This window comes from Chryseobacterium sp. Leaf405 (genome assembly GCF_001425355.1).
GTDB lineage: Bacteria > Bacteroidota > Bacteroidia > Flavobacteriales > Weeksellaceae > Chryseobacterium.
Genome location: NZ_LMQN01000015.1, coordinates 782,129 through 806,258 on the forward strand (window position 1 = coordinate 782,129; position 24,130 = coordinate 806,258).

At 36.3% G+C, this 24,130-nt stretch carries 20 protein-coding genes; 17 read left to right on the plus strand and 3 right to left on the minus strand.

Annotated features, from left to right (window positions below; genetic code table 11):
• The first annotated feature begins 271 nt into the window (after nucleotides 1–271).
• The 5 genes from ASG22_RS13400 to ASG22_RS13420 all read left to right on the plus strand — a co-directional run bounded on the left by ASG22_RS13400 (nucleotide 272) and on the right by ASG22_RS13420 (nucleotide 7,535).
• Nucleotides 272–1,720 carry a stage 0 sporulation family protein gene (locus ASG22_RS13400; protein WP_055985442.1) on the plus strand — a complete coding sequence of 483 codons (1,449 nt, stop codon included), beginning with the start codon at nucleotides 272–274 and terminating at the stop codon, nucleotides 1,718–1,720.
• A complete protein-coding gene (locus ASG22_RS13405) occupies nucleotides 1,713–2,177 on the plus strand; it encodes a gliding motility lipoprotein GldH (RefSeq protein WP_055985444.1) in 465 nt (154 codons plus the stop codon). Before ASG22_RS13400 ends, ASG22_RS13405 begins: the two co-directional genes overlap by 8 nt.
• Nucleotides 2,178–2,183: 6 nt before the next feature.
• Nucleotides 2,184–4,562, plus strand: coding sequence for a transglycosylase domain-containing protein (locus ASG22_RS13410; protein WP_055985447.1), 2,379 nt, complete (start codon nucleotides 2,184–2,186; stop codon nucleotides 4,560–4,562).
• A 75-nt stretch (nucleotides 4,563–4,637) separates the two neighbouring features.
• Nucleotides 4,638–6,179 carry a protein adenylyltransferase SelO gene (locus tag ASG22_RS13415; RefSeq protein ID WP_055985450.1) on the plus strand — a complete coding sequence of 514 codons (1,542 nt, stop codon included), beginning with the start codon at nucleotides 4,638–4,640 and terminating at the stop codon, nucleotides 6,177–6,179.
• A gap of 81 nt (nucleotides 6,180–6,260) precedes the next feature.
• Nucleotides 6,261–7,535 (plus strand): DUF6080 domain-containing protein, encoded by a 1,275-nt coding sequence (locus tag ASG22_RS13420; RefSeq protein WP_055985453.1) that lies wholly within the window; start codon nucleotides 6,261–6,263, stop codon nucleotides 7,533–7,535.
• Between the two features lie 75 nt (nucleotides 7,536–7,610).
• Here ASG22_RS13420 and ASG22_RS13425 read toward each other — a convergent pair whose 3' ends face one another.
• Nucleotides 7,611–8,150 carry an SPOR domain-containing protein gene (locus tag ASG22_RS13425; protein ID WP_055985456.1) on the minus strand — a complete coding sequence of 180 codons (540 nt, stop codon included), beginning with the start codon at nucleotides 8,148–8,150 and terminating at the stop codon, nucleotides 7,611–7,613.
• Nucleotides 8,151–8,333: 183 nt separating this feature from the next.
• Between ASG22_RS13425 and ASG22_RS13430 the strand changes: the two genes are divergently transcribed.
• The 12 genes from ASG22_RS13430 to ASG22_RS13485 all read left to right on the plus strand — a co-directional run bounded on the left by ASG22_RS13430 (nucleotide 8,334) and on the right by ASG22_RS13485 (nucleotide 22,164).
• Complete coding sequence (locus tag ASG22_RS13430) at nucleotides 8,334–9,698, plus strand: c-type cytochrome (protein WP_055985459.1); 1,365 nt, start codon at nucleotides 8,334–8,336, stop codon at nucleotides 9,696–9,698.
• A 22-nt stretch (nucleotides 9,699–9,720) separates the two neighbouring features.
• Entirely contained in the window at nucleotides 9,721–12,783 is a 3,063-nt protein-coding gene (locus ASG22_RS13435; protein ID WP_055985461.1) for a TAT-variant-translocated molybdopterin oxidoreductase, read from the plus strand.
• Nucleotides 12,784–12,808: 25 nt separating this feature from the next.
• Nucleotides 12,809–14,206, plus strand: coding sequence for an NrfD/PsrC family molybdoenzyme membrane anchor subunit (gene nrfD, locus ASG22_RS13440; RefSeq protein WP_055985463.1), 1,398 nt, complete (start codon nucleotides 12,809–12,811; stop codon nucleotides 14,204–14,206).
• On the plus strand, nucleotides 14,193–14,756 hold the full coding sequence (locus ASG22_RS13445; protein ID WP_055985465.1) for a DUF3341 domain-containing protein: 564 nt from the start codon (nucleotides 14,193–14,195) through the stop codon (nucleotides 14,754–14,756). Before nrfD ends, ASG22_RS13445 begins: the two co-directional genes overlap by 14 nt.
• 1 nt (nucleotide 14,757) lies before the next feature.
• The gene (locus ASG22_RS13450) at nucleotides 14,758–15,444 is read left to right on the plus strand and encodes a c-type cytochrome (protein ID WP_055985467.1); all 687 of its coding nucleotides are present in this window, start codon (nucleotides 14,758–14,760) and stop codon (nucleotides 15,442–15,444) included.
• 8 nt (nucleotides 15,445–15,452) lie between these two features.
• Nucleotides 15,453–16,784 carry a hypothetical protein gene (locus ASG22_RS13455; protein ID WP_055985470.1) on the plus strand — a complete coding sequence of 444 codons (1,332 nt, stop codon included), beginning with the start codon at nucleotides 15,453–15,455 and terminating at the stop codon, nucleotides 16,782–16,784.
• A 155-nt stretch (nucleotides 16,785–16,939) separates the two neighbouring features.
• The gene (locus tag ASG22_RS13460) at nucleotides 16,940–17,956 is read left to right on the plus strand and encodes a hypothetical protein (protein ID WP_055985473.1); all 1,017 of its coding nucleotides are present in this window, start codon (nucleotides 16,940–16,942) and stop codon (nucleotides 17,954–17,956) included.
• Between the two features lie 49 nt (nucleotides 17,957–18,005).
• Nucleotides 18,006–19,208, plus strand: a complete 1,203-nt coding sequence (locus tag ASG22_RS13465; protein ID WP_055985476.1) for a hypothetical protein — start codon at nucleotides 18,006–18,008, stop codon at nucleotides 19,206–19,208.
• Nucleotides 19,209–19,210: 2 nt separating this feature from the next.
• The gene (locus ASG22_RS13470; protein WP_055985479.1) at nucleotides 19,211–19,747 is read left to right on the plus strand and encodes an adenine phosphoribosyltransferase; all 537 of its coding nucleotides are present in this window, start codon (nucleotides 19,211–19,213) and stop codon (nucleotides 19,745–19,747) included.
• A gap of 191 nt (nucleotides 19,748–19,938) precedes the next feature.
• A complete protein-coding gene (locus ASG22_RS13475; protein WP_055985480.1) occupies nucleotides 19,939–20,634 on the plus strand; it encodes a tetratricopeptide repeat protein in 696 nt (231 codons plus the stop codon).
• A 2-nt stretch (nucleotides 20,635–20,636) separates the two neighbouring features.
• A complete protein-coding gene (gene ribH / locus ASG22_RS13480; RefSeq protein WP_055985483.1) occupies nucleotides 20,637–21,155 on the plus strand; it encodes a 6,7-dimethyl-8-ribityllumazine synthase in 519 nt (172 codons plus the stop codon).
• Between the two features lie 151 nt (nucleotides 21,156–21,306).
• On the plus strand, nucleotides 21,307–22,164 hold the full coding sequence (locus tag ASG22_RS13485) for a neutral zinc metallopeptidase (protein ID WP_055985486.1): 858 nt from the start codon (nucleotides 21,307–21,309) through the stop codon (nucleotides 22,162–22,164).
• Between the two features lie 51 nt (nucleotides 22,165–22,215).
• Here the strand turns inward: ASG22_RS13485 and ASG22_RS13490 are convergent, their stop codons facing one another.
• Nucleotides 22,216–23,055 carry a GLPGLI family protein gene (locus ASG22_RS13490; protein ID WP_055985489.1) on the minus strand — a complete coding sequence of 280 codons (840 nt, stop codon included), beginning with the start codon at nucleotides 23,053–23,055 and terminating at the stop codon, nucleotides 22,216–22,218.
• A 16-nt stretch (nucleotides 23,056–23,071) separates the two neighbouring features.
• Nucleotides 23,072–24,004: a GLPGLI family protein gene (locus tag ASG22_RS13495; protein ID WP_055985492.1), complete on the minus strand. Its 933-nt coding sequence runs from the start codon at nucleotides 24,002–24,004 to the stop codon at nucleotides 23,072–23,074.
• Nucleotides 24,005–24,130 lie beyond the last annotated feature (126 nt).

Below are 24,130 nucleotides of genomic sequence, written 5' to 3' on the forward strand. Positions count from 1 at the left end.
ACTATTATTATATAACCCAAATATAAAATTATTTTGGCTATACCTGTTAATAAATCATAAATTTTTAAACATTATAAGGAAAGAAAACTATGTTTGAAATAATACTTTCACCAAAAGGCGAGTTAAACACATCGTTATGAGAAGATTAATAAATACAATATCTATAATAAGATTATTTGTTTAACATTAAACATTGATGTTTCTTAATATTTGATTATTTTAGACCTGATAAAGATAAAAATCATAAATTTGCAAATTAAATATATTATATATGAGTTGTGGATGTAAAACATCCGGCGATTCTGCACATTCTTGCGGTCCCAAGAAAACCGCGAATGGCTGTGAAAATGTAAATACCTGTGGTAATAGTTATAAATTAAGTGTTTTTGACTGGCTTTCTAACATCAACAATCCCGCACAGAACAGATGCGATTTTGTGGAAGTTAGATTTAAAAATGACAGAAAATCGTTTTATAAAAATGTAAATAATATCCCTTTACATATAGGTAGTGTAGTAACAGTAGAATCGAATTCCGGACACGATGTAGGTGTGGTAAGTCTCACCGGCGAATTGGTAAAAATCCAGATGAAGAAGAAAAGATCTTCCGAAGAATTAGCCCTTAAAATATACAGACAGGCCAATCAGAAGGATATTGAAGTCTGGCAGGAAGTAAGAAAAAAAGAAGACAGCGTAAAAATAGAAGCCCGAAAAATAGCACACAGAATTGGTCTTGAAATGAAGATCACCGATGTTGAATATCAGGGGGATGCTTCTAAAGTCACATTCTACTATACGGCAGATAACCGAATAGATTTCAGACAGTTAATTAAAGATTACGCATCTACTTTCAGAACTAAAATCGATATGAAACAGATCGGTTTCAGACAGGAAGCTGCAAAAGTTGGCGGAATAGGATCTTGCGGTAGAGAACTTTGTTGCTCGACATGGTTAACGGATTTTAGATCTGTAAATACCAACGTAGCCAGATACCAGCAATTGAGTATTAATCCTCAAAAATTGGCTGGGCAGTGCGGAAAACTGAAATGTTGTCTTAATTATGAATTAGACAGCTACCTTGATGCACTAAGCAACTTCCCTTCTTCTTCTACCATTTTGGACACGGAAAAAGGAAGAGCATTCTGCATTAAAATCGATGTTTTCAAAAAGAAAATGTGGTTTGCATATGTAGATAGCTCAATGGCTTGGTACGATTTCGATATTGATTTGGTTAAAAAATTAATTGCCAAAAACAAAAAAGGCGAAAGAACACTTCCTTTAGAAGAGTTGAAGCAGCCGGATACTCCTTTGGCAACGATTGATTTGATTCAGGAAAACAGTGTAGACCGTTTCGAAAAGAAAAACCGAAACCAGAACAACAAAAACAGAAATCAGAACAGACCAAACAATAATTCTAACAGTCAAAATCAAGGTCAGGGGCAGTCACAAGGTCAAAAAAGACCAAACAACAGACCTGAAAGACAAGACCGTCCTGAGAGAACAGACAGATCTGAAAGACCTCAGAAGCAGGAAAGACAACAGAACCCTAACGCAAATTCTAACAATAACCAACCGAGACCCCAAAAGCCTCAACAGCCAAAAGCTCAGTTGGAAAAAGTAAATACTGCGCCCGCTTCTGACACAGAAAACAAGCCTCAACAGGCTCCACAAAAGAAGAAATTTAAAAAGAAATACCCTCCAAAAAAAGACAACAATGCGTAAAATTTTAGGATTATTTACATTTATCCTTTTCTTTAGCTGTAATTCTTCCTCGGAAGGAGAAACCATCATGAATTCTGTTAACAGTAAATGGAATAAGAAAAGTGAACAAAAATTTAATCTTGAAATTTCGGATCCTAAAAATCCTAAAAATATTATATTTGTTGTAAGAAATAACAACGATTATCCTTACAGTAATGTGAGGTTTATCGTGAATTTTACCGACCTTCAAAGTAAGAAAAAGCAAACCGATACGTTAAATTATGTATTGGCAAAACCTAACGGAGAATGGCTGGGCACAGGATTTGGCGACACGAAGGAGACTTTATTTCAGTATAAACTGAACTATCAGTTTCCGACAAAAGGGAAGTATGAAATCGGAATTTCTCAGGCAATGAGAAACGACAATCTTCCGGGGATCGAAGACATTGGAGTAAAAATAGAAACGGCTAAACCGTAATTATTAATGGAAGAAAACAGACAAAATACAGGAAACAAAGGGAAAACATTTCCTCTTCCTCCAAAAAAGAAAAATACCGCTTGGAAAAGATGGGTTAAATTGATCTGGATCGGATTTATTGCTGTAGTTTTAGGAATTTCAGGACTTTTCTTTGCCGTTTCCCAAGGTTTTCTTGGGGAAATGCCGGATGTAAAAGAACTTGAAAGCCCGGATATTTATGTGGCTTCAGAAATTTATTCTTCAGACGGCGTGCTGTTGGGTAAGTTTGAGAAAGAAAAAACGCAGCCTATTATCTATAAGGATCTTCCTCCTTTTTTAATTTATGCATTGCAGGCTAAAGAAGATGAACGTTTCAAAGAACACTCCGGAATCGATTTGCAATCTGTTGCCAGAGCTGTTGCCTTTGGCGGTGGACGTGGTGGAGGTTCTACTATCACTCAGCAGCTGGCAAAACTTCTTTTTACAGGAAAGAGAGCTGATAACAAATTTAAAGCTGTTTTCCAAAAGCTGAAAGAATGGGTTGTGGCTGTAAGTCTTGAAAAAAGATACACGAAAGAAGAAATCATCACTCAATACTTCAACAAGTTTGACTTTTTATACAATGCAAACGGGATTGAAATGGCTTCGAAGATTTATTTCAACAAAAAAACTTCTGAGCTTACCTTACCGGAAGCAGCAATGTTTGTTGCCATGCTTGAAAATCCTGTAAAAAACAATCCGATGAGAAACCCTGAGAGAGCAAAATCCAGAAGGGATGTAGTATTGGATCAGATGTTGAAAACAGGGTATATCGATCAAGCAACTTTCGAAAAAGCAATAGCGACCGCAATTACTTTAGATTATCATCCGGTTAAAAGCATTAATGACGATTATTCTGCATATTACAAGTTTTATCTAAAAAAGGAAATCGATCAATATCTTAGTGATTACGAAAAAGAAAACGGCAAAAAGCTGAATCTTTACAAAGACGGTTTAAAAATATTTGTAACGCTTGATTCCAGAATGCAAAAATATGCAGAGGATGCGATCAGAGAGCATTTAACTGATCTTCAAAAGAGATTCGACGCAGAGCAAAGAGGCAGAAAAAATTGGCCATTCTATTATGTGAATGATAAACAGATCAATAGCATCATGCTTCAGGCAATGAAAAGAACGGGGCGTTATAAGCAATTGGCAGCTGCCGGAGTTTCTGAAGATTCTATTATGATGGAATTCAAAAAACCGGTAAAAACATCTCGTTTTACATGGGCAGGAGAAGAAGAGGTAGAAATGTCCCCTTGGGATTCTATCAGATGGCATAAAAAAGTTGCTCAGGCAGGATTAATGTCAGTTTCTCCGGGATCTGGCGAAATCAAAGCTTGGGTTGGAGGTATCGATTGGCAGCATTTCCAGTACGATCACATCAAGCAAGGAAAAAGACAGGTTGGATCAACATTTAAACCTTTCGTATATGCAACAGCAATTATGAAATTGGGAATGACACCTTGTTCTGTAGTTTCTAATGCAAGTTTCAACAAAGGAACCTATCACGTTCCCGGAAGAGGCGGAATGCTTACCTTAAAAGATGCACTGGCACACTCTCAGAACCCTGTTGCACTACGTCTTGCTGAAATGGCGGGAACGCAAAGTGTCATCCAGACAGCGAGAGATCTTGGAGTAACAGAAGATATTTCTACAAGTTTACCGATGGCATTAGGTTCATCAGATATTACCATCTACGAAATGGTAGGTGCTTACAGTACTTTTGCCAACTACGGTAACTACAACAAACCGGAAATGATCTGGAGAATTGAAGACGCCAACAGTAGAGTAATTAAAGAAGTAAATGTAGAACCGAAAGAAGTAATGAACCCGCTATACGCTTACACCATGATTGAATTGATGAAAGGCGTGGCACAATTCGGTACAGCTTCAGGAGAATTAGGAAGAAAAGGAATTTCAAAAGAAATAGAGATTGCCGGTAAAACAGGAACTACTCAGAATAACTCAGACGGTTGGTTTATGGGAATTGTACCAAAACTGGCAACCGGAGCATGGGTTGGATGGGAAGACAGAGCTACCCACTTCCTAGGGACAGGAGAAGGTCAGGGTGCGAAAATGGCTTTACCAATCTGGGCGATTTACATGAAGAAAGTCTGGGCAGATAAAAGCTTAGGCGTTTTACCAAGCGACAAATTCGTAAAACCATCAGAATGGAAAGACGGATGTGCCAACCTTAAAGGCTTAGGCTCAGGATATGGTGATGACGGTGGATTACAAACAATCGATGAAATTAAAAATCCAAGACCTGCAGATCCTGGCGGAACCAAAACTCCGGGTAAAAAAGAAGATAACGTGAATGACAATCTGAACACAAGCGACGATATAGATTTCAATAATAAATAATTTCTCTTGTAGAAATACACAAGACCTTTCAATAATTTGGAAGGTCTTTTCTTTTATAATTAATACCTTTGATCTATGAATATTGAAAAAATAACACAACCCTTTATAAAAATATTTCCCGGAGACTTCTCAGGAAATCTCATGCAGAGAAATACACCGAAAGTTTTATTTTCCACCGTTTCACCTGTGGGTTTTGACAATCCCAAACTGATTGCATTTAATGAAAAACTTTCACAGGAAATCGGACTTGGAACATTTGAGGAAAAAGATCTGAATTTTTTAGTAGGAAACAATCTTCCAGAAAACATTAAAACCTACTCAACTGCCTACGCCGGACATCAGTTTGGAAACTGGGCAGGACAATTAGGTGATGGAAGAGCTATTCTTGCCGGAGAAATCACTAATGATTCAGGGCAGAGAAACGAAATTCAATGGAAAGGAGCCGGAGCAACACCTTATTCCAGAAATGCCGACGGAAGAGCGGTTTTAAGATCATCTGTTCGCGAATATCTGATGAGCGAAGCCATGTTCCATTTAGGCGTTCCGACAACAAGAGCGCTGAGCTTAGCTTTCACAGGAGAAGATGTAGTAAGAGATATCATGTACAGCGGAAATCCTCAATATGAAAAAGGAGCTGTTGTGGTAAGAACAGCAGAAAGTTTTCTCCGTTTTGGTCATTTTGAATTGATATCTTCCCAACAGGAGCATAAAACATTACAGGAACTTGTTGATTTTACGATTGAAAATTATTTTAAAGAAATCACTTCAGAAGGCAGTCAGAAATACAAAGACTTTTTTGAAAATGTCTGCAGAAAAACAGCCGATTTGATGGTTGAATGGTACAGAGTAGGATTTGTGCACGGTGTAATGAATACCGATAATATGTCGATTCTTGGTTTGACAATCGATTACGGACCTTATTCGATGATGGATGAATACGATTTAAATTTTACCCCCAATACAACCGATCTTCCCGGAAGAAGATATGCTTTCGGAAAACAGGGACAGATTTCACAATGGAATCTTTGGCAATTGGCAAATGCCCTTCATCCAATAATTAAAGATGAAAAATTTTTAGAAGATATTTTGAATGATTTCGGAAGTTATTTCTGGGAATCTCATGACAGAATGCTTTGCAGAAAATTCGGTTTTGACCAACTGCTGACGAGTGATGAAAAATTCTTCACGAGCTGGCAGAGCATAATGCAGGATTTACAGTTAGATTATACTTTATTTTTTAATGAGTTGGGAAAATATGATGATCAAAAAGACTTAAGGGATCAGTTTGAAAATGTTTCTTATACTTTTTTAAATGAAGAAAAATTATCAAGGTTGCAGGATTTTATAAAATCATATCAATCGAGATTGGAAAAAAATATTATTTCAAAGGAAAAATCTTTAGAGATAATGCACAAAACAAATCCGAGATTTATCTTAAGAAATTATCTTCTGTATCAGTGTATCGAAGAAATCAACGAAGGAAAAACCGAAATGCTGGATAAATTAACGCACGCATTAGAAAATCCGTACCATACGATTTATCCTGAATTTTCAGCAAAAAGACCTTCAGACTATGACGACGTTTCCGGATGTTCAATGCTTTCCTGCAGCTCTTAATTGTAACAGGAATTAAATTCAATCATAAAACTCATCAATATTGGTGAGTTTTTATTTTATTTTTGCAGAAACTTTTAGCAAGTGTCAAAGTTCAAAACAAAATTTATCAATTTCTTCAAACTTATCTTTCCTTCAACGGGGATAGAATTGGTCGTTTTCCTTTTCTTTCTGGTTGTTTACGGATATTTGGGATCTTATATTGCTATTCATTACAAAATAATCTTCGACGGCAGAATTCCCTGGGATGCTTATTTCAGTTTTGATAATAAGTCGATCGTTATGAACGGCGGAAGTTTCGAAAGACATCCCCTTTCCTATTATTTTTTCAATTGGATCAGAGAATTGGCGCTGTTTTTCTCCGATGGAAAAATGGACGGGAATTTCCGTTTTGCGTTGGCTTGGTTCAGCAATATTGTAGTAAGTTTAAGTGTGCTTCAGGTATTCAAATATTTGAAAAATATCATTCAGCTTCCGTTACTGATAAGCATTTTACTGATTTTATTTTTCGGATCATTTTCAACCACCATTTTACTTTCCTTCACTCCGGAAAATTTCACCTATACCCTATTTTTACTTACTTTATTCAATCATTATTCGGCGATAAAATTAAAGAAAGAAGAAAAAATCCCTGCGCTGGCATTGGCATTTGCTGGAATTACAATTGGTGGATTAACAGTAACTAATATTGTTAAAGCATTCATTCCAGTAGCTTTTGAAAAAGATTTGTTCAAAAATTGGAAGAAACTTGGTAATGCAGCTTTCAGAGTTATTTTTACGTGTATCTGCTTCGTTTTATTATATCTGAATCGAATTGATTTTAAATATGAAAATATTTTCAATAAAACCAGTGAGCAGTACGAAAAATTCTCTAATGTAAATTCAACCCCGACTTGGGACATGATACTTTCTTACTTTTTTGGAGGAAATATTCTGTTCTCCAATTTCCTTATCCGTGACAAACACAATATGAAGGGTTACGATTATAAAGGTATTATTATGGACGTTTATTCATCATGGATTCCCTATATTTTTATTGCTCTTTTATTAGGTTTGATTTTTTGGAGTTATTTCAGAAACTTCAAGAGTAAATTGGTGCAGGTTATTATGATTTCATTTGTCTTTGATATTATCATTCATTGTATAATGAGATTCGGGCTGCATACCTCTTATATCTACGGCGGACACTTTGTTTTTGTATATCCCGTTTTGTTAGGATGGCTTTTTTACTCTTACAAAGAATCACCAAAAATGATCTCTTTTTTAACAGTGCTTTTCTGTATTATGTTCATTTATTTAGCAACAAATAATTATCTGAGAATGACAGAATTTTTCTGGTTTTTAAATCAATATTATTAAAAAATACCATCATTTAAATCATAAAAAAGCTGAGAAAATAATTTCTCAGCTTTTTATTTTTATATCAGATACATTTTATTTTGCCTCTGCACAGAAAATTCGGTATTGTACCGGTATTGCCGATTTAAAGTATTCTTTTACTTTAGAAATATCAGATGCCGCACTTTGTTTGGTGAAATAACTTCCCGCTAAAATTTTGTAATTCGGTCTTAAAGAAGCATCCGTTTCAACCTTTAAGTTTGGAAATCTTTTTCTGAAATAGGCTTTCACTTCATTTGCCTCTTCATTACTCTTAACGGTAGTGATCTGAATTTTATATCCCAAAATTCTAGGATTTTTTCTGCAAATTTCCGCATTTGTTAATTCTCTGCTCGGCACATATATTTTTGCAGGTTTAGAATATCCACCATCTTCATCAATATCTCTTGAAGTTGTAGATACTGCCACTTTTGAGCATTTGTCTTCAACGCTTTCCAAGGCAGCATTTACCTTAGAATCCATCGTCATGACCAATTCTGTTCCGCTTAATGTGTCTTTTTTTACAACCTGTTGGGCTTCAACAGTATAAAACCCAAATAATGATAATACCGAAATTATTTTAATCAAATTTCTCATTTAAACTTGTTTCCGCAAATTTATACAAATTAAAAAATTATACCAAACAGAGTTATTTAGAATAATTACAAATTAAACAGAAATGACATATCCCCCTCCCATAAGCCGTTAAATTCCTGTTAAAAATATTATTTTTGCGGGATTGATTGAATGTTCAATATTTACTAACATAAGATAATTTAAATGATTAGTTGGAGAAAGCATTATAGACAAACGTTGATCGCAATAGGCTTATTGCTATCAACAAGTGCTTCAATTTACGGGCAAGACGGCGATCCGAAGAATGGTGAGAAACTTTTCAAAGCGAATTGTACTGCATGTCACGCACTAGACAAACAAGTTGTAGGACCACCACTAAAAGGTGTTGTAGAACGAGTAAAGACAGAGGGTGGTGTAGATACAGCTTGGCTTCACAAGTGGATCAAAAACAACAAGGAACTGAGAGCTTCCGGCGACAAGTACGCCAATGAAATTTTTGAAAAGTACAACAAGACTGAGATGCAGCTCTTTCCTAATCTATCAGATAAGGACATTGATGATATCTTAGCTTTTACAACTAATCCTCCGGCTCCTGAAGAGCCTAAAAAGGACGCTGGAACAGCTACTGCAACTGATGCAGCACAAGCAGCTCCTGCAAACAATACTACAACAAGTGTAGTAATTATTTCACTTTTAGCGATTGCAGCTTTATTGGTTTGGATCTTAATTAAATTAAGACAACTAGTAAAATTAGGGCAATCTGAAGATTTAGCAGGTCTTAACGCAACAAGAGTTAAGTCTTTCAGCGAAATCTATGCTAAGTACCACTATGTGGGTAAAGGTTTAATCGCAATCTTAGCGCTTTTGGCAACGTACGGAATTTGGAACTGGATCATGTGGATCGGGGTTTACAAAGGATACAAGCCAGAGCAGCCTATCTATTTTTCACATAAAATTCACGCTGGAGAACAAAAGATTGACTGTCAACTTTGTCACTCAAGTGCTAAATACGGAAAAGTATCTGAAATTCCATCAATGAACGTTTGTATGAACTGTCACAGAACTATTTCTGAGTACGGTGCTAACGATTACATGGAGCCAGGAAAAGACAAAGCATTCTACGACGGAGAGATCAAAAAGATCTACGCAGCTACAGGTTGGGATCCTGAAAAACAACAGTATACAGGGAAAACTCAGCCGGTTGAATGGACAAGAATCCACAACATGCCGGATTTCGTTTACTTTAACCACTCTCAGCACGTGGTAGCAGGTGAACAAGCGATCATCAATTCTTTCAACAAAAAGAATCCTAACAACAAAATTGATGTTGTATGTAAAGCTTGTCACGGAAAAATTGATACAATGAATGTTGTTCAGATGGCTAATGACTTCACAATGGGATGGTGTATCGAGTGTCACAGAACTACTGAGGTTGATATGAACAACGGTTATAATAAAGAATACTTCAAGAATCTACATGACAAGTTGAAAAAACAATACCCTAAAGATGGTGGTAAGATTACTGTAGATGCTATTGGAGGTCTTGAGTGTGGTAAATGTCATTATTAATAACTAAAAATTAGAAGTATAAATGGCTTCAAACAAAATACAATTTAGAAGTATTCACGAACTTAAAGACCCGGCTTTAAACAATAAGCTGGCTCAAAAAGAGTTCCAGGAAGAAATTCCGGTAGAAGATTTCCTTGCAGATTCAGAACAGAACGGTTCTGGAACTTCAAGAAGAGATTTCTTAAAATTACTAGGATTCTCTACAGCAGCGGTTACTCTTGCTGCTTGTGAAGCTCCGGTAATAAAAACGATTCCTTACGTAGTAAAACCTCATGATATTATTCCTGGAATTCCTAATTACTACGCTTCCACTTATTTTGATGGATTCGATTTTGCCAGTGTTCTGGTAAAAACAAGAGAAGGAAGACCTATTAAAATTGAACCGAATCCGGCAGCGGGTGATTTAGGTAAAACTAACGCAAGAGCTCAGGCAAGTGTACTTTCTCTTTATGATAACGATAAAGTAAAACAGCCTAAGTTTGAAGGTAAGGATGATACTTTTGACAAAGTCGATACTTTTGTTATCAAAGGATTGGAAGAAGCTAACGCATCAGGTAAAAAAATTGTGTTATTATCACATTCTTTTGCTTCACCTACTTTCAAAAAGTTATTCGGAGAATTTAAAGCAAAATATCCTACCGCTGAATTAGTAACTTATGACGCTTTTCCTTATGCAGCAGCTTTAGATGCAGCTCAGGAAGTTTTCGGACAAAGAGCGTTGCCAGTTTATGACCTTAAAGGCACTGAATTGGTAGTTTCTTTCCAAGCTGATATTTTAGGAGATTACAATGCAGGAAGTTTAGAAACTTCTTATGCTGAAGCAAGAAAACCGGGACCAAACATGTTGAGACACATTCAAGTGGAGTCAAACATGTCTCTAACGGGTGCTAACTCTGACTCAAGATACAGACTAAAACCAAGTGATGTAAACAAAGCTTTGGTTGAAGTTTACAATGCTATCGTTACAGGATCTGCTCCTGCAAACAAAGTGGCAGCTGAGATTGTAAAAGAATTACAGGCAAAAGGCAGCAAAGCTGTTGTTTTCGCTGATGGTTCTAAAGGAGCTCAGGTTTTAGCTCACTTAATTAACCAAAAATTAGGTTCAGTTGCTTTCACTGGTAAAGCAAACTTCCTAAGAGATTTCGATAAAGCAAGATTCGAGGAATTCCTTGGATGGGTAAATGCAGGTCAGGTTGGTGTATTAATTACAAACAATGTAGATCCTATTTATTCTTATCATAAAGGAGAAGAGTTTAAAAAATCTTTAACTAAAGTTCCTTATGTAATCGCAGTTGCTGATAAGAAAAACGAAATGTACAAAGCAGCAAAAGCTGTAATTCCTGTAGCTAACTGGCTAGAATCTTGGGGTGATATTGAGCCTCAGACAGGTGTATATTCATTAATGCAGCCAACAATCCAGAAAATCTACAAATCAAGACAGATTGAAGAATCTTTATTGGTTTGGAAAAATGGTAAAAACAACGCTGCAAACAACTATTACGATTATTTAAAAGCAAGTGCTGCTTCTGTTTTAGGAGCAACATCTTTCAATAAAGCTTTATATAATGGCTTCGTACCTTCAAACAATGCAACTATGTTGTCTTATGCAGGAGGAAACGGTGCACAGGCTGTTGCTGAATTAGGAGCTTTCAAAGCTTCTGAATTAGAGTTAGTATTGTATACTACTCCGGCAATGGGAGACGGTACTCAGGCAAACAACCCTTGGTTGCAAGAATTACCGGATCCGATTACGAGAATGTCTTGGGATAACTACCTGACAATTTCTCCGAAAGATGCAGAAAAGTTCGAAATCGATAACGATCTTAATGCAAGAATGCAGTTGGATGGTTCTATCGTAAACCTTACTGTAAACGGAATTAAAATAGAAAACGTTCCTGTATTCGTACAACCGGGACAAGCTGAAGGATCTGTAGGTCTTGCTCTTGGATACGGTAAGAAAAACTCAGGAGCTACAGCTGATACAGGTGTAAATGCTTATCCTTTATTTGACGGTTCTAACTTAGTTGTTTCTAATGTTAAAATCGAAAAAACAGGAGAAGACCACGAATTCGCAGGTATCCAGCTTCAAAATACCCTAATGGGACGTTATGAGATCGCAAAAGAAGTTCCTTTAGCTCAGTTCTTAAACGTAGCATTCGATGATGAACACGAAGGATGGAACAAACCTTTGGAATATCATACAATAAGCGGTGCACTTCCTGCTAGAAAGATTGATCTTTGGGATGCTTTCGATGATACTGATGGACCTCACTTCAATATGTCTATCGACTTGAACTCTTGTACTGGTTGTGGAGCATGTATTATTGCTTGTCAGGCAGAAAACAACGTTCCTGTTGTAGGTAAAGAAGAGATCAGAATGTCCAGAGATATGTATTGGTTAAGAATTGACCGTTACTATTCTTCAAGACAGAAAGTGGAAGTTTATGAAGGATTAAAAGAAGGAATGGCTGTACCAGAATTATACGGTACTGCATTCGGAGACGGAGGTGCATTGAACCACCCGGCTGATAATCCAGATGTGATCTTCCAACCGGTAATGTGTCAGCACTGTAACCACGCTCCTTGTGAAACTGTATGTCCAGTAGCGGCTACTTCACACAGTAAGCAAGGACAGAACCACATGGCTTACAACAGATGTATCGGTACAAGATATTGTGCAAACAACTGTCCTTATAAAGTAAGACGTTTCAACTGGTTTACCTATAACTTAAATGATAAATTTGATTTCAATCAAAATAATGATTTAGGAAGAATGGTATTGAACCCAGATGTTGTTGTAAGAACAAGAGGGGTAATGGAGAAATGTTCTATGTGTATCCAAATGACTCAGACGACTATTCTTGAAGCTAAAAAAGAGAATAGAGTTGTGAAAGACGGAGAATTCCAGACAGCTTGTTCAAAAGCTTGTTCTACAGGTTCTATCAAGTTTGGAGACATGAATGACAAGGAATCTGAAGTTAGAAAGCAATATGCGGATAACAGAAGATATTATTTACTTGAAGAGATCGGAACAAAACCAAATGTGTTCTATCACGCTAAAGTAAGAAACAGAGTAGAAAAATAAAGTTTAAATAATAAATAGGTAAAAAATGTCAGGACATTACGAAGCTCCGATAAGGGAACCTCTGATTATTGGTCACAAAACTTATCACGATATCACAGAAGATATTGCACGACCTATCGAAGAAAGAGCAGGTAAATTATGGTGGGTATCGCTATACGCAGCCTTAGTTCTATTTCTATACGGATTCGGCTGTATCGCCTACACTATCGGGACAGGTATTGGAGCATGGGGGCTTAACAGAACTATTAACTGGGGTTGGGATATTACCAACTTCGTATGGTGGGTAGGTATCGGTCACGCCGGAACACTTATCTCCGCAGTATTATTATTATTTAGACAGCGTTGGAGAATGTCTGTAAACAGATCTGCAGAGGCGATGACGATCTTTGCGGTTGTACAGGCAGCAATCTTCCCTGTAATTCACATGGGTAGAGTTTGGGTAGGATATTGGGTATTTCCTCTTCCTAACCAGTTCGGTTCTCTTTGGGGGAACTTCAACTCTCCTCTACTTTGGGACGTATTTGCAATCTCTACGTATTTCTCTGTATCAACAGTATTCTGGTTTATGGGATTAATCCCTGACTTTGCAATGATCAGAGACAGAGCAAAAACTCCTTGGACTAAGAAAATTTATACATTTCTAGCATTCGGTTGGGGTGGTAAAGCAAAACACTGGCAAAGATTCGAAGAACTTTCTTTGGTTCTTGCAGGTTTAGCAACTCCACTTGTATTCTCGGTACACACAACTGTATCTTTTGACTTCGCAACTTCAGTTATTAAAGGATGGCACTCTACGATCTATCCTCCTTACTTCGTTGCCGGAGCAATCTTCTCAGGATTTGCAATGGTACAGACGCTATTGTTAATCGCAAGAAAAGTTTGTCACCTAGAAGACTACATTACAATGTATCATATCGAAATTATGAATATCGTAATTGTATTAACTGGTGGTATGGTAACTGTAGCTTACGCAACTGAATATTTCATCGGATGGTACTCAGGATCTAGATTTGAAGACTTTACTTATCTTTCTCCAGGTGCTGCTGTTGGACCTTACTGGTGGGCTTTCTGGGCATTAATTACATGTAACTTAATTGTTCCTGCATTATTCTGGTTCAAGAGAGTAAGAACAAATATCATTGCAACATTTATCATTGCATTAATCATCAACATCGGTATGTGGTTTGAGCGTTTTGACATCATCGTTATCAACCTTTCTAGAGACTACTTACCTGGATCTTGGACGATGTTTAAACCAACGATCATTGATGTGGGTGTATACTTAGGAACTATCGGATTCTTCTCTGTATTATTCTTATTATACGCAAGAACATTCCCTGTAATTGCACAGGCTGAATTAAAATCGATTCTGAAAATCTCAGGTGAAACTTATAAAGCAAAAGAAGGAGATGAGCACCACTAAAATTGTATACGGACTTTATGCTGACGACGACGATTTAATGAACGGCGTTAAAGCATTCAACGATAAAGGAATCGCGATAAACGAGGTTTACACTCCGTTTCCGGTTCACGGACTAGACAAAGCTTTAGGTTTAAAGAAAACTAGAATTTCTGATGCTGCTTTCCTCTATGCCCTTTATGGTGTTACCATTGGTGCTACTGTAACTTGGTATGTGATGAATCATGACTGGCCTCAAAATATTGGTGGTAAACCTGCTTTTGACTGGGCTCACAATATGCCCGCATTCGTAGTTCCGATGTTCGAGCTTATGGTATTCTGCGCTGCTCACATGATGTCATTAACTTTCTTAGTAAGAAACAAAATGTATCCTGGAGCTCCTGCACAAAACCCGGATCCAAGAACAACAGATGATAAATTCATGATGGAATTTGTAACGGATGATGTAGAATCTGTAAAACAGTTGCTTATTGAAACAGGAGTTGAAGAAATAACTGTAAAACAGCTTCATAGTGAGACGGTAGTAAAAGAAATAACTGTTAAAGACGCTTAAAATGAAAAAGAATGTATTAAGAATTACAGCAGTTTTAGGTTTAACAACAATTTTACTTAATTCTTGCGGACCGAAAGAGAATGCACCTTTAGTATATTTCCCAGATATGTATTTCCCTGTGGCATACGATCCGTTAATGAAAGCTCAGGATGCTTATTCAGATCATGAAAATGAGATTCCTGCATTTGTTAAAAATGGCTTTGCAACAGGTCTTTCTCCCGTAGAAGGATCAGTAGCTCAAAATAAAGACGGTGTTTTTGAAGAAGGATTACTTCCTAAAAATGTAGACGAATACAATGCTGGTTACGATGCTTCAAAAAAAATGACAGGTTCTCCTTTAAATCCGGCTAATGCAGCTAAGGATATTGAAAGAGGAAAAATGTTATTTGACAGAACTTGTGCAGCTTGTCACGGAACAGGAGGAGACGGACAGGGACCAATCGTTCAGTCAGGAGCTTTCTCTGGTGTACCAAACTATGCTGACAGAGAAATTACTGTAGGATCTGTTCATTATGTATTAACAAACGGTAGAAATGCGATGGGATCTTATGCAGGACAACTAAACGCTGGAGACAGATGGAGAGTTGCAATGTATGTGATGAGTGCTTTCAAAAAAGGAGCGGCAGCACCAGCGGTGGCAGCTACAACTGAAGCAAAACCTGAAACTACTACTGAAACTAAAAAATAAGAAAAGAAATGTATAGTTTTTCACCAAAATTAAAATCAACTTCTCTAATACTTCTTGTTGTAGGTTTAGTTCTGTTTGGTATTGGTTTCTTTATGAATAAAGGAATCACTAGTGAAAGAATAGGCGAAATGATGGAGGCTGTTCATGCTTCCGGTCATAATGCACCTACACATTCAAGTGAGATGGTGGGTCCTCAGGATCATGCTTCTCATTTGGAGCATGCAACTTTGCAGGTTCATAATCAGCCTTTGGCGGCAATACATTTTGTAGCTGTATTTTTCTTTGGACTAAGCTGTGCGGTACTGTTTTTCTACTGTATTCAGCACGCTGCTCATGCAGGTTGGCCAATTATCATTACAAGGGTAATGGAAGCAATTGCTTCTTATATTCCTTATGGTGGTGCCATCTTGGTTATATTAATGCTTTTAAATATTTTCCACCAGGGTCATATTTTCCATTGGATGGATCCGGACTTGACAGATCCTAATTCTGCTCATTTTGATGTGATCTTATTTGAAAAGAAAAGATTCCTTAATATTCCTTTCTATGCAATCAGAACATTGATCTACGTAATCGGAGCATCATTCTTCGCATGGAAACTGAAAGCTCAGTCTAAAAAAGTAGATGATACAAAATCTTTGGTTGAGTATCAATTCCTTTACAGATGGGCAGTAGGATATATTGCATTCTTCGGATTTGCTTCTGCAGCTTGGGCTTGGGACTGGTTGATGTCTATTGACCCTCACTGGTATTCTACAATGTATATCTGGTATTCAATGGTTAGCTGTCTTTCAAGTGGTATCGCAGTAATTATCTTACTGAGTGTATATCTTAAGAAAAATGGATTCCTTCCTCAGTTTAATGATAATCACTTGCATGATTTAGGAGTATTCCTTTTCGCTACAAGTATGCTTTGGACATATACATGGTTCGCTCAGTTTATGTTATATTGGTATGCAAACGTTCCGGAAGAGGTTAATTACTTCTTCGGAAGATTCCAACACTACGGAATTACATTCTTACCAATGTTGATCGTAAACTTCTTATTACCTCTATTGGTATTAGTAAGCAGCAGCATCAAGAGAAATTACAAAGTGGTAACGGTAATGGCAATAGTTGTTATTTTAGGACATATTTTAGATTACTTCAACATGGTAATGCCGGGAACGGTTGGACCATACTGGAAAACTCCTGAAGTATTTATCTTAATCTTAGGAGCACTTCTATTCGTAATCGGATTATTTATGTTTACAGTGCTTACAGCATTATCTAAACTTAAATTAATTCCTACAGGTAACCCTTACCTACACGAATCTGAGATTTACGAATATCCTTTCTAAGGAAATTGTAACAAAATAAAATGATAAAAGACTGATTAATAAATAATCAGTCTTTTTTTATGCAGATTATTGAAATTTATTATTAATTCGTGCAACCTTTTCTAGTTTTAAATTGTCTTATAGTTAAATATTGTAAAAACTTTAAAAATATAATTATGAAAAAAAATTATCTGTTACAATTCCTGTTCGTTTTTGCTTTACAGTTTTTCAATGCACAAACAATTACCTTTATTTCAGAAAAAACCAATAAACCCTTACCCAAAATTTCAGTTTTCGGAAAAGATGGAAGTATTTTAGCCTATTCAGACATTGACGGTAAAATCGATAAATCATCATTAAAACAAGATCAGGAAAATTTTCAGTTGATCTATGAAAACTTTCCGGTTGCTACTTTATCATATTCTGATTTTGATAAAGATGTCATTAAAATTAACGACCGCGTAAAAGATATCGAAACAGTTGTTATTAAAAACAATAAACCCGCAAAATACATTTTCATAAAAGGAAACTTCAATACGTATGTTACTGTAAACAGCAAACTGAACTGTTACGCAGACGGAATCGTTACTTATATTTTCGACAACAAAACAAAGAAACTGAAAAGTACAAATGTCGAACAATACCGTGTTTACAGATTGGAAGATGTTAAGTTTGAGAAAAAGCAAACGGCGATGTGGGATTATGATGCCACTTTGGATATTCCGGATATGAAAGAAGTTGGCAATATTTTAGAATACAAACAAAAAAATTCTGTATTGAAGGAATTGAAGGGTGAACAGAAAGATCAGATCGAGATCACAGGAGAAGCATTACAGAAAAAGGAATTTGCATTATTCGGTTACAGATTTTTTGATATGAAAAGTATTATCAACGCTTCTTATGAAAAATCAAGTAAAAAAACATTGCGGGATTTATTGGAATTCAACGAAATCGGATTTATTAAACTTAAACATAAAAGTGAGCCGGATTATAATCAATTAGTTCTATACACCAATTTTTATCCGACAGAATTAGACTTTAAAAATGAAAATGATATTGAAAAAGTTAAATTCAAAACAGACAACAGCAATTACACAACTAAATATTGGGAAGACTCTTCTTTCCCGAATATGCAGACTGTTTTCAGTTCATTTTTCAAGGATAAATTAAAAGAGCAACAAAATAAAAAATAAAAACTTCTATTAATAAAGGTTTTACTAAATTTGTGGCAAACCGAAAAAAATGAAAAAGTTTTCTTTTCTACTCGTTTTCAGCTTATTGCTTTTCACAGCATGTAAGAAAGACCATGTAGATGCTACGAATACTAAAACTCTACAGTCGAGTATCAACGATATGACGTCCAGCCTTCCGACCATTAAACAAATTAAGTTTAATGAGGCGCTTTACATTCTGAAGACTTTCGGAGTGGAAGCGGATGGCGATGTTGCCGAACTAAAAGCTCTTGGAAAGCTGATCGACGGAAAAAAAGTTCCGGAAATCATGACTATGGCAGACCAAACCGCTCAGAAAAACGGAATTGAATGGGCTAGTACTGCTCCACCGTCACTAGGTGAAATGAATATTTTCGGTGATGAAACCGCAAAAGAAAGTGACCCGAATGACGTAAAGGCAAATGCATTGAGCATTATTACAAGACCTACAGGAGACGATGGAATGGGTGCAGCGACTGCAATTCAGATTGTTCCGAGATTGGTTGACAATGCAGGAAATCCTGTTGCATTTACCGGAGCCGGCCTTGAAGCAACTCTTGAAGTGTTCAGCAACGGAGTAAAACTTTCGACAGCGAAAAACTTAATGCAGGATAATAATTTCAAAGGATTTAATTTAAAATTCTCATCACTTCCCGCGGCTAAAGTAGTTGATAACAAAATAGATATTACAATTTCAGTAAAAACAACAGCGAAAACATTTAAAATGACAAAGATCGGTTTAGATGTAAACGGTTCCTTACTGAATGTTCCTGCTCCTCCAAAAGTTGATTCTACGGCAATAATTCAGGATCCGGCAGTAATTGATCCGAATAATCCGAATGCAACTGTACCAACTACAGATCCAAACGCTCCGACGACTACGCCCGCAACAACACCTGCTACCCCAAAACAGCCTGCAGATCCTAAAAATACGGTAAGCAGCTTTTTAAATAATGTAAGTGCTCAAAATTTAAAAGCAGCCTACAATTCTGCTAATAATCCAAGCTGGGGAAGCTATGAGTCTTTTTCTAATCCAAATTCAGGATTTGGTTCTGTGAAAAATGTAAGTGTGAAAAACATTACAACCAATGCTAATAATACAAACGTAGCGAGTGTAAATGCAACTTACGACGTAACCGATAAAAACGGAAAAACGACTTCTTTGAAAGCAACTTTCGGACTTAAAAATGTAAACGGAGACTGGAAAATTTCCAGCTATAAAATCAATCCATAAGAATGGCTTCACAAGAATTAATCAAGAAATTAGAAGAAACAATTGAAAATATTCCTGATTTTCCGATTCCGGGAATTCAGTTCAAAGACATCTCTCCTATTTTCTTAGATCCCAAATTGTACGAAGATGTAATTTCAGATCTTGTTGCTTTCAGTAAAGGAAAAGTAGATGCTGTTTGCGGAATCGAAAGCCGTGGTTATCTTTTCGGAATTGCAATTGCTGTAGCTTTGGAAGTTCCGTTTATCTTAATCAGAAAAGCAGGAAAACTTCCTCCACCCGTGATTTCAGAAAAGTATGACTTGGAATATGGAAGCGCCATCATCGAAACAAGAGAAGGACAAATAAAGCGCGGACAAAGAATTTTAATTCATGATGACCTTTTAGCAACTGGCGGAACCACCGAGGCTGCTGCTAAATTGGTTGAAAAACAAGGTGCAACAGTGTCACAGTTCAGTTTTCTAATTGGATTAAAAGACCTAAACGGAGAAGAAAAATTGAATAAATACAATGCTGAAGTTTATCATATTTTAGAATATTAAACTTATTGAAATAAAATTAAAATGCTCCATGATTCATTTCATGGAGCATTTTTTTCGATTGAAATTTAATAATTCATTTATTAACGGTTAACAATTCAATTCATTTATTAAAATAAAACCAATAATACTCACAAAGTATTTTGTAAATCATTCAGAAACAATTAAATTTGCATTTCAATTTTTAATAATTTATGGCAAAACTTACAAACGATCAAGAAGGTAAAGAAACTGTTGAGTTCTTTAAAGATCTTGACAGAGAGGCTTTAAACACAGAAAGATTTCTTGAAAAATATTCGAAACCATTAACCATTGTTTTTGGAGTTCTTATTTTGGGAGTTCTTGGTTTCTTCGGTTACAAACAATTTGTAGTAGCACCTCAGAATGCTGAAGCTATGAAAAGTTTCCTTGCTGCTCAGAAAAACCTTACTGAAGGAAAAGACAAAGAAGCTTTAGGAGGAAAATCTGCTGCAAACCCAGGTTTTGAAGGAACATATAAAGAATATTCTTCTACTAACATCGGTAAACTTTCTGCTTACAATGCTGGTTTATTGAAGTTCAAGGAAGGAAAATTCCAGGAAGCTTATGATCTTTTGGATAGTTTTTCATCAGACAACAAAACTTTGATGGCAATGAAATTCGGAGTTATGGCTGATGCAAAATCTGGTCTTAACAAGAATGACGAAGCTTTACAATTATTAGATAAAGCAGCTTCTGCTACAGACGATCCTTATACAACTTACTATTTCACCAGAAAAGCAGGTATTTTGGCTTTAGGATTAAAGAAAAACGCAGATGCTAAAAAATATTTCGCTACAATTGACGAAAAATATCAGGATTACGACAACGGAATGTCTGATTCTTATATCGAAATGACTAAATATTACTAACAATGGCAACAGTTAATCTTTCCGATTACAAGCCACTTCATATAACTAATGCCGAAGATTTTTCTATCGGCATTGTTTTTGCCGAGTGGAATGATTTTGTAACCTACAATCTTCGTGATGCAGCTTTGGAAATCCTTCAAAAAGAAGGAGTAAAAGCAGAGAATATTAAACTTTTTCCGGTTCCGGGAGCTTTTGAACTGAATTATGCAAGTATGCAGCTTTGTAAAGAGCGTAAGTATGATGCAGTAATCTCAATCGGGTGCGTTATCCGTGGAGAAACGCCTCACTTCGATTATGTTTGTTCGGCAGTGGCTCAGGGAATTAAGGATTGTAACATTATGACTGATACTCCTACCATTTTCTGTGTTTTAACGGATGATACCAAAGAACAGTCTATCGCAAGAAGCGGTGGTGATCTAGGAAACAAAGGTGTAGAAGCAGCAGTTACGGCTTTAAGAATGATTGATTTCAAAAAGAATCTTTCCGGGAAAAAAGGAAATATTGGTTTCGGACATTCATAAGTAAAATAAAATACCAAAATATACAAGGAGCTTGAAGGCTCCTTTTTTGTTGGCATAACTTTAGTAAAGTTCTTCTCATTACAATTTTATTGAAATAAAAAGAGTTGATAATGATAATAATTTTAAATTTACATACAAATAAATACAAACTATGAAATGGACAGACGACAGAAGTGATAACGTAGACGACAGGCGAGGTTTGGGCGGCGGCGGTGCCCTTGTTGGCGGCGGTCTTGGTACGTTGATTATCGCAGCAATTGTATTCTTCCTGGGTGGAGATCCTTCTTCAATACTTTCTTCCGGAGGTACGGGTAGCAGCTCAACAAGGACAGAACAACGGGATTTAACTCCTGAAGAACTCAAAGTTCGTGAATTTATAAAAATGGTTGCTGCTGAAAACGAAGAAACATGGGCAAAAGTTTTTGCTGAAAACGGTGTAAAATACACTCCCGCAAAAGTTGTTTTATTTGAAGATGCCACAAAATCGGGCTGTGGAACAGCTCAGGCTGCAATGGGACCATTTTATTGTCCTGCTGATCAGACAGTTTATATGGATATGAGTTTCTTTCAGGAACTTCAACAAAAATTTGGAGCGCAAGTTACTGAGTTTTCAATTGCTTATGTTATGGCTCATGAAATGGGGCATCATGTTCAGAATCTTTTAGGCGTTTTAGACGAAACCAATAAGGCAAGAACAAGCGGTAATTATTCTGAAGAGCAACTTAACAGAGTTTCTGTCGCTACAGAATTACAGGCCGATTTTTATGCCGGGCTTTGGTCAAAGAGAACGGACAGCAGAGAACATATTTTAGAACCCGGCGACATTCAATCTGCAATAGATGCTGCTGAAGCCGTTGGAGATGACAATATTCAGAAAAGATCTCAGGGATATGTAAATCAGGAAAGCTTTACCCACGGATCTTCCGCACAGCGTAAAGAATGGTTTATGAAAGGTTATGACACCGGAGATATGCAACAAGGAGATACTTTCAAACAACTTTTAAGATAATCTTTAATTGATAAAAATAAAACTCCCTGAAGGATTCTTCAGGGGTTTGTTTTATTGCAGTTCGATAGGATTACTGTTTTTCTTTGCTTCATCCTTCACCCTCTCCTCCATTCTCTTTCTCATATCAGCCGGATTTTGATTTCCTCCGCCACGGTTTCCTCCAACAGCCCCAATTCTGATGCCACCACCACCGCCTTGTGTCATGAATGACATTGGATCTTCCTGATATTTTTTCTGCTGTTTTAGGTAATCCCCTCGTTTTACTTTAATTGTATTTCCGAATTGATTCATGGTAGGAAAATCAGCAATTTTATAGTTTTTCATTAAATCAAAAGAATATTCCCCTTTATCATCTTCTGCTTTTACGATAAGTCCGGGAAGTCCGTTGAATTTATAAGGTCCATCCTGATATGGTAAATCTGTTGTGAACCATGCCGTCCATTTTCTTCCGCCAAAATCCGTCTCAGCTTTCTGCACTTTATAATCCCCTATCTTGGTCGTTTCTGAAGTGATTTTCCAAGTGATCGGTCTGTCTTCTTCGTAAGTATAAACATCTCTTCCGATTCTGTCTTTGAAAGTTGTTTTTTGATTTTTTTTATCTTTTTCAATCGAATAGTTAATGTTTGATCTTAAACCTTCCATTTGCTCTCTGTTGAAACCTCTCGCACCACCACTTTGGAAAGTCGCCTGCATTACAGAATCTCTTTTAATCCTGTTTTCAGAATAGAACATAGATTTTTCCTGAGCAATATCAAGGTATGCATTTTCTGTTTTAACATCGCTTTTATTGGATGCATCTGATTTCATTGTCACCTGATACACAAATCTGTTCACTTGTGCAAAAGTTGTCTGCATGAATAGCGCAAAAGCAATGATGCCTAATTTTTTCATTATTTTATATTTAATTTTATCTTAATTCGATTGGGTTTTGCCCTCCTCCTCCAAAAGAGAAATTTTCATTACCAGAGCTTTGTGTCGGGAAATTATTTCCGTCCATTCCCATTCCTTTTTGTGGCATTCCACCAGCGCCAGGTTGATTTCCTCTTCCACCCATACCACCGTTCATCCCGCCGCCATGTCTTCCACCATTTCCGAAGTTCGGCATTCCGTTACCGGATCTGTTTTTATTGTTTTTTGCAAATTCTAATTCCAATGCGGCTTTATCACCATTAAAATTAATTCTTGTACTTTGCTTTGCATCAGCATTTATTGGTTCAAAAGAATTTTTAATGTTGATTTTTTTAACCAAATCAAATTTATAATCTCCTTTATCATCTTCCAGCTTCACAATTAATCCCGGCAAACCGGAAAATTTGTAAGGCCCGTCGGAAATATTAATTTCTTTTGTAAACCAAGCCGTCCAAACTCTTCCCCCAAAATTGGCAACCGCTTTTTGAGACTGATATCCGTTTTGCTTTTCAACATCATTGGTTATTTCCCATTTCAAAGATCGATCTTCCTGATAATAAATCTGTTTTCCACCAACTCTATCATAAAAATAAACTTTCTGCTCAGGAATATTTTTAGCAATAAAATATTCAAAAAAAGTAGGTTCAATTGATTTTTTCCCTCCCTGTTTTAAAAGATCTTTATCACTTTTTTTGCGATCTGCTTTTTGATCAGGTTTAAAAGAAGCATACAGAGAATCTTTCTTTAATTTATTTTCGCTGATAAATAATGACTTACTTCCTTTAACATCCAAAAAATTTCTTTCCGTTTTCATTGTCACCAGATTAATTGAATCCGGATTTACCAACGTTTCATAAATATATCTTGTAGTCTGCCCGTGGAACATTCCCACTGAAAACATAATAAAAAAACCAAGTAATTTTTGTTTCATTCCTAATTTCTTTTAATAGATAAAAAATACACTTCAAAGTTAAATCAAAAACAGGATGTCTGGATTTCTGAAATGAAAATTATACATTTTTAACATTAATTTTACTCAAAAAACGATCCTATTGAG